The organism is Sphingosinicella xenopeptidilytica, assembly GCF_042676985.1.
Lineage (GTDB): Bacteria > Pseudomonadota > Alphaproteobacteria > Sphingomonadales > Sphingomonadaceae > Sphingosinicella > Sphingosinicella xenopeptidilytica.
On record NZ_JBHTIK010000002.1, the window covers coordinates 145943 to 158970 of the forward strand.

Consider the following 13028-nt stretch of genomic DNA (forward strand, 5'->3'; position numbering starts at 1 on the left):
ATATTTTGAGGTTGTGGGCGCATTGTCGGAGCCTTGACGGCCTTCCGTCGGTTTCCCGACGCGTTTTCGCGCGCACTTAATCTTAACCCGAAGCTGTCGTTATTCCTGACATGAGACTCATGACGCCCCGGGCCGCGTTTGCGGTGCTTGCCCTGTTTGTCCTGCCGGCACACGCGCAGGAAGCAGCGCCCGCCGTGCTGACCGGCGTCGGTTTCGCCCCGATCTCGTCGCAGCCCGCGCGAACGGACGAGGAGCGCCGCCTGCTGGCGATCCGCGCCTCGCACCTTGCCGCGCTGCGCAACCTTGCCGAGCAGGTGTACGGCGTGAAGCTACAGTCGCAGTCCTCCGCATCCAACACGTCGCTGCAGTCGGACTCGATCCGCGCCACGGTGAGCGGAACCGTATCGGGCGCGCGCATCGTCAAGATCACGCCGAAGGGCGACGATACCTACGAAACCGTCGTCGAGATGCGGCGACCGGCGGGCGGCGCCGACTGATGCGCTGCGGGGCCGCCCTTCTTGCCGTTGCCGTCGTTCTTGCGGCCTTTCCGGCGGCCGCGGACGTGCGCGTCGACGTGGAAGGTGCCGCACCGCTCGGTGCGGACGCGGCGCGCGCGCGCCGCGCGGCGATCGGGGATGCGCTTCGGCAGGCCGTCGCGGCGGGCGGCATGGACGTTGAAGCGCGCACGATTATCGACCGCAACATCGTGCGGTCCGACACGCTCTGGGCGACCGCGCGCGCGAAGGTGACCGCGTTCGAGGTGACGGACGAATGGCGCGAAGATGGCCTGCTGCGGGTTGCTGTATCCGCAACGCTCGCGCCGCTTGAGGCCGGTAAGTGCAACGTATCGGTGCGGCCCGTGATGCATGTGGGCCCGCTCCGGGTCGATATCGATCCGGCGATCGATCCCGCCATTGCGGACCCGGTGCGCGCCGATGCCGAGCGCACATTCCGGGACGCCTATGGCGAGCCTGCCGCGCTGCCGCTTGCCGCCGCGCGGCGGCCTTCTGAACGCTATGCGGCGCTCGCGCATGGCGGTGCGCCCGGCTACGGCCTGTTCGTGCAGCCGTTCATCGAGATGCGCACGCGCCGTGTGGAAGGCGCCGCTCTGATCACGGGCAAGCGCGCCGAGGCCGTGCTCGGCGTGGAGGTTTACGATTCCGTGCGGGGCACGCTCCTCGGGCGGATCACGCGCGACAGCGACTGGACGCTCTCGGCGCGGACGTGGGAATATGTTCCCGCCGACTACCGCCCCTCGCGCCGTGCCGTTGCGCCCGATTTCGGCGGAAAGCTTGCCGATCTCGTCGAGGAAGCGGGGGCGTTCGCGCGCTGCCGCCCGCTCGAAGTGGCCGTGAACGGCGCCTCGGGCGACGAGCTTTTGATCTCGGCGGCGGGCGGCGACCTCGTCGTCGGCGATCTCCTTGGGCTCGGGGACGCCCGCGTCGCGGCCGGGGCGGGGCCGGAATGGACGTTTGCCGAGGTGGTCTCGGTGTCGGGCAGCGCCGCGCGGGCGCGCGTGCTCGGCGATGGGGTGCCTCCCGGAACGCGGACGGCGCTGCGCCTGCGCTAACTTCCGAGCTTGGCATGGACATTGCTTTGAAATGTGTCATGCAAGGCTGGATGAACAGAACGACGGTTTCCCGACGCTTGTGGGCATTGGCGGCAATATTTGCCGTCGGCGTGCCCGCGGCGACGGCCCAGCCCGTGATTTTCGAGAACCTTGATCGCCTTGAAGCCCAGATCGGCGACTTCGCCGGGCCGAACCGCGCGCCGCGCGTCGATCGCCGCCTGAAGCTCGGCGCCTGTTCCATCCGGCCGGAGCTGATCTGGTACGGTACGGGGCAGACGACGGTGCTCGTCCGCTGCGGCGGGCCGGACGGCTGGCAGATTTACGTTCCCATCGACATGAAACCGGCCGGGCAGGGCGCTGTGCAGGGTGGAAGCGGCGCCGTTGTCGTCGTTCGCCCAGTGCCGCGCGGCGGTACGATCACGGCAGGGGACGTGGATTTCCGGCCCGATACCTATGTTCCCGGCGGGGTCACGGCGGTCGATCAGGTGGTCGGCAAAGTGGTCATTCGCGCGCTCAATCCTGGAGAGGCGGTGCGCGCCAACATGCTGATCGCCGCAAATGCGGTGAAGCGCGGCGATCCCGTGCAGATCAAGAGCGGGGGCGGCGGGATCGAAGTCGCGGTCGACGGCCTTGCCGAACAAGACGCTCCGGTGGGCGGCCGCGTGCGCGTTCGCAATGTGGCTTCGGGGAACCGAATACAGGCAATTGTGATCGCGCCGGGAATTGTTGCGCTTCCGGGCTATAAGAATCCGGAAGACGGTCGTGAATGAAATTATAATGGGCTTTTGCGCCGCTGAGGCGATGATGAGGCGACGAGGATGGTAGACGGAATTTCTGGCCGCCCGGCAGGGCTGAACGGAGCGTCGGTGCTTCTGGACCCGGCTGCCGCGAAGGCGGCGGGAGCCAAGAAGACCGCGACGGCCGAAACCGCGCCGACGCCTGCGCGCGCCGAGCTTTCCGAGCTTGCCACAGCGGCGCGCGATGCCGCTGCCGCGCCGGTCGACGCCGCGCGCGTCGCCGAGCTTCGCGCCGCGATCGCGAATGGCAGCTACAAGGTCGATCCCGAACAGATCGCCCGCAAGATGGTCGATCTCGATCTCGGCTGGACGGCCGAATGATGGATGCCCCTGCCTACCGGCAGACACTGATGACCCTGAACGAAACGCTGCGCGCAGAGCTCGCGGCGCTGGAAAGCGGGGACATCAGCGTCCTCGAATCCTCGACACCCGCGAAGCTCGCCGCGATTTCGGCGCTCCAGCTCTCGCCGATCGTCGAAAGCGACGCCGAAACCGATGCGCTGATCCGCGAAGGCGCGGAGCTTTGCGAGCAGGCCGCGCTCCGCGTGAACCTGCTGCTTGCGGGCGTCGAGCGCCGCCTCGCCGTGCTGTCGCGCGCCGCCGGGCACGCCCCGCAGGTCCGCTACGGCCGCAATGGCCGCATGGACGGCGGCTACCGCACGCTGGACCTCGACTGCGCCTGAAGGCGCTGATTTTCTAAGACTGGCACGGCCTTTGCTTTGTCTCCCCCAAAGGAGACGAAGCCGTCATGAATCCGACGCCCCTTTCTACGATCGCTGGAGGCGCTGACCGCGTCCGCACGGCGATTGCCGAAGCGAGCCGGCGTACCGGCGTCGATTTCGATTATCTCTACAACCAGGCAAAGGTCGAAAGCGGCCTCAGGCCCGATGCGAAAGCGCGCACCAGCAGTGCGACAGGGCTCTATCAGTTCATCGATCAGAGCTGGCTCGGCGCGCTGAAGCGCCACGGCGCGGAGCATGGCCTCAGCTGGGCTGCGAACGCGATCAAGACCGATGCGCGTGGACGGCTTTCCGTCGCCGATCCCGGCCTGCGCACGGCGATCATGAATCTCCGCAATGAACCCGAAGCCTCGGCGCTGATGGCGGCGGAAACGGCGCGCGACAACCAGAACGCCATCGAAGGCGCCACGGGGCGCACGGCCAACGCGACCGACCTTTACATGGGCCATTTCCTTGGACCGCGCGGCGCTTCGAAGTTCCTCGGCGCCATGGCGGCCAACCCCGACCAGCGCGCCGATCAGGTGATGCCGGCTGCTGCTGCTGCGAACCGCGCCGTGTTCTACGCATCGAACGGCACGCCGCGCTCGCTCTCGGAAGTCTATGAGCGCTTCGCCGCCAAGATGGGGGACGATGCGCCGGACCAGGCGCTCGCAGCCCGCGCGCCTGCCGTACCCGTCGAACCGCCGCTGCCGATGAGCCTCGCGCTCGCGCTCGCCGGTGAGGATGCCGCGGCGCTCGACGGCTTGCTCACGACGACGAAACCGGAAGCCGCCCGGCTCGCCTATCTCACGCTCGCCAGCCTCGGCTGAGCCTGTTTCACACGGAGTTTGAAGCCTTGAAGACCAGCGCCCGGAGCCGTTCGTGACTGCCGCAACGCTCCAGATGAACCGCTCGATCTGGGCAGGTGCCGCCCGCGCGGCCTTCCTGCCGATCGGCATCCTGCTGCTCGTCGTGCTGATGGTGGTGCCGATCCCGCCGTTCATGCTCGACACGTTCTTCATCTTCAACATCATGATCTCGCTCGCCGTGCTCATGGTGTCGCTGAACACGCAGAAACCGCTGGATTTCTCGTCCTTCCCCACTGTGCTCCTATTCGCGACGCTGCTTCGTCTGGCGCTCAACGTCGCCTCTACGCGCGTCGTGCTCGTCCACGGTCACGAAGGGCCGCACGCCGCGGGTAAAGTGATCGAGGCGTTCGGCAACTTCCTCGTCGGCGGTGACTACATCGTCGGCATCTTCGTCTTCTCGATCCTCGTCATCATCAACCTCGTCGTCATCACCAAGGGCGCGGGCCGCGTGTCCGAAGTTTCGGCGCGTTTCACGCTCGATGCCTTGCCCGGCAAGCAGATGGCGATCGATGCCGACCTGAACGCCGGTCTGCTGACGCCCGACGAAGCCAAAGCGCGCCGTCAGGAAGTCGCGACCGAAGCGGATTTCTACGGATCGATGGACGGCGCCTCCAAGTTCGTGAAGGGCGATGCCATCGCGGGCATCCTCATCCTGTTCGTGAACATCATCGGCGGCCTTATCCTCGGCACGGTGCAGCATGGGCTGACGCTGGGCGAGGCGGGTTCGAACTACATCCTGCTCGCCATCGGCGACGGCCTCGTCGCGCAGATCCCTGCGCTGCTGCTGTCGATCGCGGCGGCGATCATCGTTACCCGCGTGTCTTCACCGCTCGACCTTTCCGGGCAGGTGGCGAGCCAGTTCGGCTCGGTGGGCGCCTGGACGCCGGTTGCCGTGATCCTGCTGCTGCTCGGCGTGGTGCCGGGTATGCCACACATGCTCATCCTGACTGCCGCGGGAGCGGCCGGCTATGTCGCGTGGCGCCTGAAGCGGGCGAAGGCCGTGGCCGATGCTGCGCCCGTCATCGAGGCGCCGGTGGTCGACCCCAATGCGGAATCGCAGATCAGCTGGGAAGACGTTACCGACAACGTCCAGATCAGCGTCGAGATCGGCTACGGCCTCATCGGCCTTGTCGACGAAAAGCTCGGTGCGCCGCTGATGGGCCGCCTCACCGGCATCCGGCGTCAGCTCTCGCGCGAGTTGGGCTTCGTGATCCCGATGATCCGCGTGCGCGACAACATGGCGCTGCCGCCCCATGCCTATCGCGTGCTCGTTTCGGGCGTCGTCTACGGCGAGGACGAGGTGGCGCCGCAGGAACTGCTCGCGCTCGATTCCGGTCTCGTCCACGCGTCGGTTTCCGGACGTGCCGTCAAGGATCCGACGTTCGGGCTCGACGCGCTGTGGATCCAGCCGGAAGAAAAGGACCAGGCAATCGCGAACGGCTACACCGTCGTCGACCCGTCGACCGTGATGGCAACGCACGTCAACCAGATCCTCAGCGGCCAGTCGCGCCAGCTTCTCGGGCAGGACGAGGTGCAGAAGCTGCTCGACACATTGCAGACCACCACGCCGCAACTGGTGGGCGGTGTCACCAAGGCGCTGTCGCTGCAGACGATCACGCAGGTGCTGCAGACCCTGCTCGACGAGGCCGTGCCGATCCGCGATTTCCGGCGGATTATCGAGGCTTTGTCGGGCGTTTCGCACCGCACTCAGGATGCCGGCGACCTTACCGAGCTGGTGCGCCCGGCGCTTGGCGGGCTCATCGTCCAGAGGCTCTGCGGCATCCGCGAGCAGCTGAAGATCATCACGCTCGATGGCGAACTGGAGCAGCTTCTGGTCGCCTCCGTGCGCGCCGATCCCACGGGCGCCTATCCGCTCGATCCGGCGCTCTCGCAGCGCATCCTCACCGCGCTCGGCGAGGCGGCGCGTCCGCTGCTGTCGGATGGCACGACATTTGCAGTTGTCACGACGCCGCTCGTGCGCAGGCCGCTGTTCCAGCTTCTGCGCCAGCATCTGCCGGATGTGACGGTGCTGTCCTTCTACGAGATTCCGGACAGCCGTCAGGTTCAGGTGGTGGCCGTCGTCGGCCGCGGCAACGAACACTAAGGGGAGTTGAGTTCGCGTCATGCAGACCACGACCATCGTAGCGCCGAGCAGCCGCATCGCGCTTGAACGCGTCGCCGAAATGTTCGGCCCCGACGCTGTCGTTTACGAGACCCGCACCACGCGCCACGGCGTCGAGGTTGTGGCGGGCGGTATCGAACGGCGCCCCACGCCCTCGGCGCTGCACCGTGTGTCCGAAATGGCCGCGCCGCCCGTCTTCGCGCCTGTGCCTCAGCCGAAGGGCAAGGATCCGATGGTGCGCTTCATCGCGCAGTCGCGCGCGGTGGGCATCGATCCCGAGTTCCTGACCGGCGAGATGGCCGCGGCCGGTGCCGATCTTGCTGACGCGTGGTCGCGCTTCCTGATCCGCGTCGAGCGCGAAGTGAAGATCGCGCCGCCGCCGCACACCGATCTCGCGCATGTCTGCGTAGTGGGCGACAGCGGCAGTGCCAAGACGACGACGCTGGCGCAGCTCGCCGCGATGGCGCGCGCGGCGCGCCCCGGCGAACGCATCACGCTCCTTTCCGGGGATCGCCGCCCCGGCGCGCGCGAGCAGCTTCGCGTCATCGCCGCCATTCTGAAGATTCCGGTCGCCGATCCGGCGCGCGGGGAGAGCCTAGCCGAAGCGGCGCGGCGTCTTTCGCGCAAGGAACGCCTGTTCATCGATATGCCAAGCGATCCGCGCCTTGCCGCCTGCGAGGTGGAAGAACTGCGCGGTGCACTCGAACGCGCGGGCACGCTCAGCGTGCTCTGCACGATGCCGCTCAACGGCCAGCTTGCGCGGCATCGCCAAATCGCGGAGATGTTTTCGCAAGGTTTCGATGCCTATGTTCTCACGCATGCGGGTGAAACCCTGCCGCCGGGGGCGGTGCTGACCATGCTGCTTTCAAGCGGAGTGCCGCTTGCCGGGATCGGGCGTTCGGCCGATTTCGGAAGCGGATACGATGCTGCGCGGGCAACCGGCCTTTGCCGGATGGTCGCCGCGGCACTCTCCAACGGCGCGACGGCGACGCTGCAATGATTTCCGCTCTCAAGCGTATGCCAACGGAAGGCCTTTCCCGAATGACTTCGCCCGCGCCGACCGGCCAGGATATCCGCAATCGCCCCGTCGTGGTGGCCGTGGCCAGCGGCAAGGGCGGTGTCGGAAAGACCCACGTGTCGGTCAATCTCTCGGTCGCGCTCGCCAAGTCCGGCAAGCGGGTGATGCTGTTCGATGCCGATCTCGGCCTTGCGAACGCGGGCGTCATGCTCGGCCGCCCGGCGGGCCGCACGGTGCGCGATGCCCTGAAGGACGGCGTGCCGCTCACCGAGATCGTGCAGCCCGGTCCGGCGGGGATCGGGCTTGTCAGCGGCGGATCGGGCGACGTCAGTCTCGCGGTGATCGAAGACGACGTGCTTGATGGCCTGTGCCGCGAGTTCCGCATTTTCGAGGACGACCTCGACTATCTCGTCATCGATACGGCGGCGGGCATTGCCCCCAACGTGACGAGCCTTGTCGAAAAGAGCGATTTCGCGATCGTCGTGCTCACCGACGAGCCGGCATCGTTCATCGACGCCTACGGTCTTCTGAAAGCGCTGGCTGTGCGCGGCCGCTGCCGCGAAGTGCTCGTCGTCACCAACATGGTGCCGAACGCGCTGGCGGGCCGCAGACTGTTCGCGCGCTTCAAACAGGTGGCGAGCAACTTCCTCGACATCAATCTCGAACACCTCGGCTCGATCCCGCACGACAATCACGTGCACAGCGCCGCGATGCGCAAGCGCTGTCTTGTGGAAGCGTTCCCGCTTTCGGCGGCGGGGCAGGCGTTCAACACGCTTGCGCTCGATATCGCGAAGCGCACGCGCACGGACATCCTCGCGGCGCCCAACACCGCTTTCTTCGGAGAGGACCGCGATGCACGCGCGGGCTGAGCTTCCCGGCGGCCTTGTTTACGCGCGGCGCCAGTCGGCGCCGACGCCGCAGCAGCGCGTCGAGGCCAATCTCGGCCTTGTGCGCAAGATCGCGTGGCATGTCTTCGGGCGGGTCAGCTCGGCGATCGAGATCGGCGATCTCGTGCAGATCGGCACGATCGCGCTGCTCGAAGCCGCGCGCAATTTTGAAGAGCGCGGCGTTGCCGCCTTCACCACTTACGCCACCACGCGCATTCGCGGCGCGATGATCGATCAGCTGCGGCGGCAGGCGAATATGTGCCGCAGCGCGCTCGTGCGCCGCAAGCAGCTGAACGATGCGCGCCGCGAGGCGGAGCTGGCGTTCGGACGCCCGCCGACGCAGATGGAACTCGCCGCGCGCATGGGCATCACGATCGAGGCGCTGCAGGTCGAGATCGATGCGACGCAGGGCGTGCATTACGAGAACATCGACGAGGTCTATTCGGACCATTCGCAGTGGTTCGCCGACGAAGGCGAAACGCCGGACGAAACGCTGGAACGCAAGGATCTCGAACGCGCGCTCGCCGAGGGCATCAAGACCCTGCCTGAGCGCGAGGCGATGGTGCTCCAGCTCTACTATGTCGAGGAGCTGAACCTCGACGAGATCGGCGCCGTGCTCGGCGTCGGCGCCGCGCGCGTCTGCCAGATCAAGAAAGCCGCGCTCGACCGGATGCGGCAGGGTCTTTCGGAGTGGGCGGCGTAACCTAAATCCGGCGCAGCAGCGCCTTGCCGCCGAGCGCGAGGAAACCCGCGAGCAGCCCCCAGAATGCGGCGCCGAGGCCGGAAAAGCGCGAGGCCCGATCCGGTCGCAAGGAAAGTGACGATCGCCGCGTCGCGATCCTCCTTCACCGACAGCATTGTTTCCATCGTGCCGAGCAGCGCCGGAATGAGCGCGATGCCCGTCAACGTGACGATCACCGCTTCCGGCAGCGCAAGGAACAGCCGCACGAGCGCGGGCGAGAACAGCGCGAGCACGAGATAGAAGCCGGCATACAATATGCCCACGACCCAGCGTTTGCGCGGATCGGGATGTGCGTCGTCGCTGGTGCAGATCGTGGCCGTGATCGCGGCGAGGCTGATCGCGTGCGCCCCGAATGGCGCCGCCACCAGCGAGGTCAATCCGGTCCCGACGATAAGCGTGCGGGCGTTCGGCGTGTAGCCGGCTGCCTGCAACACGACGAGGCCGGGCAGGTTCTGCGAGACGAGCGTGACGAGGAAGAACGGCACGCCGATGCTGAGGATCGTGCGGACATCGAACGCAGGCATCACGGGGGTCAGCGCGCCGAACGTCGCTCCGGGCGGAAGCGGGGCTACGTCACCGCGAACCATGGTGATGGCAATCCCTGCCGCGAGGACCAGGAGCAGCGCGTAAAGCGGCACGCGTTGGCGCGCGAACAGGAAAACCGCCACGAGCAAGGCGACGAGCAGCGGATCGGCGGCGCCCGCCCTGAAAAGCCCGAGGCAGAAGGGAAGCAGAACCCCGGCGAGCATACCCGAGGCAACGGTCGTGGGGATGCGCGCGGCGAGGCGCCCGAGTGCCGGGATCGCGCCCAGCACCACCATCATTGCGGCTGCGGCCAGAAACGCGCCGATCGCGGCAGGCCATGCGATCCCGGGTGCCGTCGCGGCGAGCAGGGCCGCTCCGGGCGTGGACCACGCCAGCACGACGGGCATTTTCAGGCGAAGGGAGAAAAAGCCGCCGGTGAGCGCGATGCCGAGGCAAAGCGCGGTAAGAGCCGAGCCCGTCTGCTCGATCGATGCGCCGAGCACGCGCATGGCCTGCACCACGAGTGCAACCGTTCCGCCGAACCCGATAAGGGCGGCGATAAGGGCGGCGGACCAGGCAGGAACGGGCGGCAGGCGAAGGCTCATGCCCGCCAGCTAGCAGCATCTGCGGGTTCTGCCAGCCCTCTTTACGCCAGGCTCAGGGGTAGCTGATCTCTTCGCCGGCGGGCCGCTTCTTCTCGGCCGACGACGCCACGATCGGCGTGTTCAGAACCTTCGCGGCTTCCGCGCTCCGCTCAGGCGCGCGTTTCGCTGCGGCACTGCGCTGGGCGGCGGGGCGGACGGCTTGCGGGCGTGTGCTTGCAGGCGCCGCGCGTCGGGGCTCGGCGCGCGCGAGGCGGGCGTCTACCTGTTTCATCACCACCGACGGCAGCTGCTCGGCCATCTGCTGGTTGGCTTTGACCGCCGCGGCCAGCGCATTGATCTGGCCGTCGACCGATTGCGGCGATGCCGATGCTGCGGCGAGGCCGGGCCGGGTCGACAGTTCGTCGATAGCATCGCGCTGCTGTTCCATCAGCGTCTGGAGCGCATTCAGTTTGGCGATCACGTCCTTCGTCGATCCGGCGCTGCTCGCGTCGGCCGCGATGCTCGCCGCGCGCCACGACTGGACGGCGGCGATGGTGGAGGTGAGCACGCAGACGCCGAGACACGCGGCGATCGCCATGCCGGACCGCGAGGGCTTGCGCGACGGCGGGGCGGCTTCGGCGGGTTTCGCTTCAGCGGCAGGCGCCGCTGTCGGGGCGGGCGCGGGTTCCGGAGCCGGTTCAGCAGCGGGTTCCGGTGCCGGAGCTTCGGCCTCGGCCTTCGTGGGGGCGGGCTCGGGCTGCGGTTCGGCGGCTTTCGGCTTTGCGGCCTGCGGCGCCTCCGCGTCGAACGTCAGCTCCTCGTCGTCGTCTTCGGTTGCCACGAAAAACCCCCAAAATCTCAGGTCTTCAAGAAAACGGCCCCGGCGTTCGGATGAGCGCCGGGGCCGAACCCGTACTAACTTACAACGCTAACTCTTAACGAAGCAGCGACAGCACGTTCTGCTGCGTCTGGTTCGCCTGAGCGAGCATGGCGGTTGCCGCCTGGCTCAGAACCTGCGAGCGGGCGAGGTTGGTGCTCTCCGCCGAGAAGTCCGCGTCTTCGATACGCGAACGGGCTTCGGTCAGGTTCGTCGAGGTCGTCGTCAGGTTGCTGACGGTCGATTCGAGGCGGTTCTGGAGGGCACCGAGATCGCCACGGCTCGACACGATCGAGTCGATCGCCTTGTCGAGGACCGTGAGCGCCGCAACCGCAGCTTCCTGGCTGCTGATGTCGAGCGTCGAGGTCATGTTGGCGGTGCCGCCCTGCGCAGAGAAGCCGATGGCCGTCAGCGCAGCGGAGGTACCTTCAACGCGGATACCCGAACCGTCCGTGGAGGTCAGCACGAGCTTGTCGCCAGACACCGTGGCTTTCACGCCGGTGTTGTCCGACTGTGCGTTGATCGCGATCGCCTTCTCGGCGGCCGTATCGTCGACCGAAGCACCGATCTTCACGCCGTTGATGACCAGCGCATCGGCAACCAGGGCCGATCCGCCAACATCGACGCCGCTGAAGCTGACGCCATCGGCCGAGTAGTTGAGGCCGAACTTCTGCGCCGTGGCGATTTCCGCATCGTCGATCGAGGCGCTGGCATCAGCATCCGCGACCGTCACCTTGATGTCGCTGCCGTCAGCGCTCTGCAGGCTGACGAAGCCCGTGTAGGTGCCGGCGGTGAAGCCGCCCGCCGCCGTGCCGCCGACCGTGATGTCCTTGCCGGTGGTGTTCGACAGGGTGATCGTCTTGTCGGCGTTCAGCGTCGCGGTGACACCGAAGTCGTTGCGGTTGATGTTGGAGACCAGTTCCTCGACGCTCGCGGCCGCACCCACGGCGACGCCGCCGATGGTGATGTCGCCGACCGCGAAGCTCTCGGCCGTGATCTTGGCGCTGGTGACGTTGTTGGAGGCGGTGGCCTTCACACCCGTCTTGTCGCTGTTGTCGTTGATCGCGGCGGCCAGCTTCTGGGCCGTGTCGGTGGTGACACCGGCGCCGAAGGCCGTTTCAAGCGCGGCGACGCCGTTGAACAGTACTGCACCGGCGGCGATGGACGACAGGTTGCCGACGCGGCCCGTCGTGATCTGGCCCGGCGCACCGCCGCTCGTGAGACCGAGCGCGTTCGAGGACACGTTCACCATCGAGATGCCGACCTGGTCGCCGGCGTTGACGCCCGTCTGCAGCTTGAGGTCGGTGACCGAGCCGTCGAGCAGCTTGAGGCCGTTGAAGTTCGCCGTCTTCGAGATGTTGTTGACTTCGGCGAGCAGCTGGTTGGTTTCCGCCTGGAGGCTCGAACGATCCTGCGCGCTGAAGGTGCCGTTCGCCGACTGCACGGTCAGCTCGCGGATGCGCTGCAGGATGTTGGTGACTTCGCCGAGGGCGCCTTCAGCCGTCTGCGCCATCGAGATGCCGTCGTTGGCGTTGCGGATGGCGACGGCCATGCCGCGGATGTTCGCGGTCATGCGCTGCGAAATGGCGAGACCGGCGGCGTCGTCCTTCGCGGAGTTGATGCGCTTGCCGGTGGACAGACGCTCCATCGCCTTCGACAGCGAGGATTCAGCCGCAGCGGCGCCGCTCTGGGCGCGAAGGGCCGAGATATTCGTATTGATGACAGTCATGGCTCTCTCTCTTTTTCCCGCTCTAAAAGCCGGCTCAGCCATGCGCCTCATTGGCGAAGCATCTGCCGTACCCCAGTTCACGACCGATGCGCGGCAAAGTTTAATCACGAAAATTTGGGTGCGCTTTTTCCGTCGGGTTTCCGACGTCGCCGCGCGAAAGACCCGTCCGGATTTCGACGCGCGCGCCGTCGCGCCGCTGTTTTCCGCGATTGGCACGGCGGTTGCATTGCAGTCCCGGCTATGACGATCGATGCAAAAGGCCTGCTCGCGATCCGCTCCCAGATCCTGGAGCGGAACGACGTGCTTTCCCGCGCCGGCACGCCGCAAGCCGCGACGAAGCCGGATTTCGGCAACGTGATGCAAAGCGCGATGCAGGCTGTGAACACGCAGCAGACGCGCGCCGCCGAAGCCTCCGCCGCCTATGAGCGCGGCGAGACGACGGACATCGCCGCGGTGATGCTGCAGCGCCAGAAGGCATCGATCGGCTTCGAGGCGACCATGCAGGTGAGAAACCGCCTGCTGACCGCCTACAAGGACATCATGAACATGCCCGTCTGATTTCGCCGCTGACCCCGTCCAAACATCTGCA

Annotated in this window: 13 protein-coding genes and 3 pseudogenes; 12 read left to right on the forward strand and 4 right to left on the reverse strand. The window is 67.0% G+C overall.

Features of this window, described 5'->3' with window-relative positions; translation table 11 throughout:
• The first annotated feature begins 119 nt into the window (after window positions 1-119).
• The 10 genes from ACFQ00_RS03500 to ACFQ00_RS03545 all read left to right on the forward strand — a co-directional run bounded on the left by ACFQ00_RS03500 (window position 120) and on the right by ACFQ00_RS03545 (window position 8685).
• Entirely contained in the window at window positions 120-497 is a 378-nt protein-coding gene (locus ACFQ00_RS03500; RefSeq protein WP_381486288.1) for an LPP20 family lipoprotein, read from the forward strand.
• The gene (locus tag ACFQ00_RS03505) at window positions 497-1570 is read left to right on the forward strand and encodes a flagellar assembly protein T N-terminal domain-containing protein (protein WP_381486291.1); all 1074 of its coding nucleotides are present in this window, start codon (window positions 497-499) and stop codon (window positions 1568-1570) included. Before ACFQ00_RS03500 ends, ACFQ00_RS03505 begins: the two co-directional genes overlap by 1 nt.
• A gap of 50 nt (window positions 1571-1620) precedes the next feature.
• Window positions 1621-2340: a flagellar basal body P-ring formation chaperone FlgA gene (flgA, locus tag ACFQ00_RS03510; protein WP_381486294.1), complete on the forward strand. Its 720-nt coding sequence runs from the start codon at window positions 1621-1623 to the stop codon at window positions 2338-2340.
• 48 nt (window positions 2341-2388) lie between these two features.
• On the forward strand, window positions 2389-2688 hold the full coding sequence (flgM, locus tag ACFQ00_RS03515) for a flagellar biosynthesis anti-sigma factor FlgM (protein ID WP_381486297.1): 300 nt from the start codon (window positions 2389-2391) through the stop codon (window positions 2686-2688).
• Entirely contained in the window at window positions 2685-3050 is a 366-nt protein-coding gene (locus tag ACFQ00_RS03520) for a hypothetical protein (protein ID WP_381486300.1), read from the forward strand. Before flgM ends, ACFQ00_RS03520 begins: the two co-directional genes overlap by 4 nt.
• A 65-nt stretch (window positions 3051-3115) precedes the next feature.
• Entirely contained in the window at window positions 3116-3916 is an 801-nt protein-coding gene (locus tag ACFQ00_RS03525) for a lytic transglycosylase domain-containing protein (protein WP_381486303.1), read from the forward strand.
• A 73-nt stretch (window positions 3917-3989) separates the two neighbouring features.
• Entirely contained in the window at window positions 3990-6059 is a 2070-nt protein-coding gene (flhA, locus tag ACFQ00_RS03530) for a flagellar biosynthesis protein FlhA (RefSeq protein ID WP_381487823.1), read from the forward strand.
• Between the two features lie 19 nt (window positions 6060-6078).
• The gene (locus tag ACFQ00_RS03535) at window positions 6079-7077 is read left to right on the forward strand and encodes a hypothetical protein (protein WP_381486306.1); all 999 of its coding nucleotides are present in this window, start codon (window positions 6079-6081) and stop codon (window positions 7075-7077) included.
• A gap of 41 nt (window positions 7078-7118) precedes the next feature.
• Window positions 7119-7964, forward strand: a complete 846-nt coding sequence (locus ACFQ00_RS03540; protein ID WP_381486309.1) for a MinD/ParA family protein — start codon at window positions 7119-7121, stop codon at window positions 7962-7964.
• Complete coding sequence (locus tag ACFQ00_RS03545; protein ID WP_381486312.1) at window positions 7948-8685, forward strand: sigma-70 family RNA polymerase sigma factor; 738 nt, start codon at window positions 7948-7950, stop codon at window positions 8683-8685. Before ACFQ00_RS03540 ends, ACFQ00_RS03545 begins: the two co-directional genes overlap by 17 nt.
• Before the next feature lie 140 nt (window positions 8686-8825).
• Here ACFQ00_RS03545 and ACFQ00_RS03550 read toward each other — a convergent pair.
• The 4 genes and pseudogenes from ACFQ00_RS03550 to ACFQ00_RS03565 form a co-directional block, all read right to left on the reverse strand.
• Window positions 8826-9854, reverse strand: a pseudogene (locus ACFQ00_RS03550) (benzoate/H(+) symporter BenE family transporter); the annotation flags it as partial.
• Between the two features lie 52 nt (window positions 9855-9906).
• On the reverse strand, window positions 9907-10674 hold the full coding sequence (locus ACFQ00_RS03555; RefSeq protein ID WP_381486314.1) for a hypothetical protein: 768 nt from the start codon (window positions 10672-10674) through the stop codon (window positions 9907-9909).
• Window positions 10675-10768: 94 nt separating this feature from the next.
• Window positions 10769-11089: pseudogene (locus ACFQ00_RS03560) on the reverse strand (flagellin); the annotation flags it as partial.
• Window positions 11090-11170: 81 nt separating this feature from the next.
• Window positions 11171-12490 (reverse strand): annotated as a pseudogene (locus tag ACFQ00_RS03565) (flagellin N-terminal helical domain-containing protein); the annotation flags it as partial.
• Here ACFQ00_RS03565 and ACFQ00_RS03570 point away from each other — a divergent pair.
• Entirely contained in the window at window positions 12426-12683 is a 258-nt protein-coding gene (locus ACFQ00_RS03570) for a hypothetical protein (protein WP_381487895.1), read from the forward strand. The pseudogene ACFQ00_RS03565 and the gene ACFQ00_RS03570 overlap by 65 nt on opposite strands.
• Window positions 12680-12997: a flagellar hook-basal body complex protein FliE gene (fliE, locus tag ACFQ00_RS03575; RefSeq protein ID WP_339707731.1), complete on the forward strand. Its 318-nt coding sequence runs from the start codon at window positions 12680-12682 to the stop codon at window positions 12995-12997. Before ACFQ00_RS03570 ends, fliE begins: the two co-directional genes overlap by 4 nt.
• The last annotated feature ends 31 nt before the right edge of the window (window positions 12998-13028 follow it).

Bases quoted from the DNA above. Each gene is read 5' to 3' on its own strand.
- ACFQ00_RS03500 (WP_381486288.1), top strand. From the start codon at position 120: ATGACGCCCCGGGCCGCGTTTGCGGTGCTTGCCCTGTTTGTCCTGCCG.
- ACFQ00_RS03545 (WP_381486312.1), top strand. From the start codon at position 7,948: ATGCACGCGCGGGCTGAGCTTCCCGGCGGCCTTGTTTACGCGCGGCGC.
- fliE (WP_339707731.1), top strand. From the start codon at position 12,680: ATGACGATCGATGCAAAAGGCCTGCTCGCGATCCGCTCCCAGATCCTG.
- flgM (WP_381486297.1), top strand. From the start codon at position 2,389: ATGGTAGACGGAATTTCTGGCCGCCCGGCAGGGCTGAACGGAGCGTCG.
- ACFQ00_RS03525 (WP_381486303.1), top strand. From the start codon at position 3,116: ATGAATCCGACGCCCCTTTCTACGATCGCTGGAGGCGCTGACCGCGTC.
- ACFQ00_RS03535 (WP_381486306.1), top strand. From the start codon at position 6,079: ATGCAGACCACGACCATCGTAGCGCCGAGCAGCCGCATCGCGCTTGAA.
- ACFQ00_RS03520 (WP_381486300.1), top strand. From the start codon at position 2,685: ATGATGGATGCCCCTGCCTACCGGCAGACACTGATGACCCTGAACGAA.
- ACFQ00_RS03540 (WP_381486309.1), top strand. From the start codon at position 7,119: ATGACTTCGCCCGCGCCGACCGGCCAGGATATCCGCAATCGCCCCGTC.
- flgA (WP_381486294.1), top strand. From the start codon at position 1,621: ATGAACAGAACGACGGTTTCCCGACGCTTGTGGGCATTGGCGGCAATA.
- flhA (WP_381487823.1), top strand. From the start codon at position 3,990: ATGAACCGCTCGATCTGGGCAGGTGCCGCCCGCGCGGCCTTCCTGCCG.
- ACFQ00_RS03505 (WP_381486291.1), top strand. From the start codon at position 497: ATGCGCTGCGGGGCCGCCCTTCTTGCCGTTGCCGTCGTTCTTGCGGCC.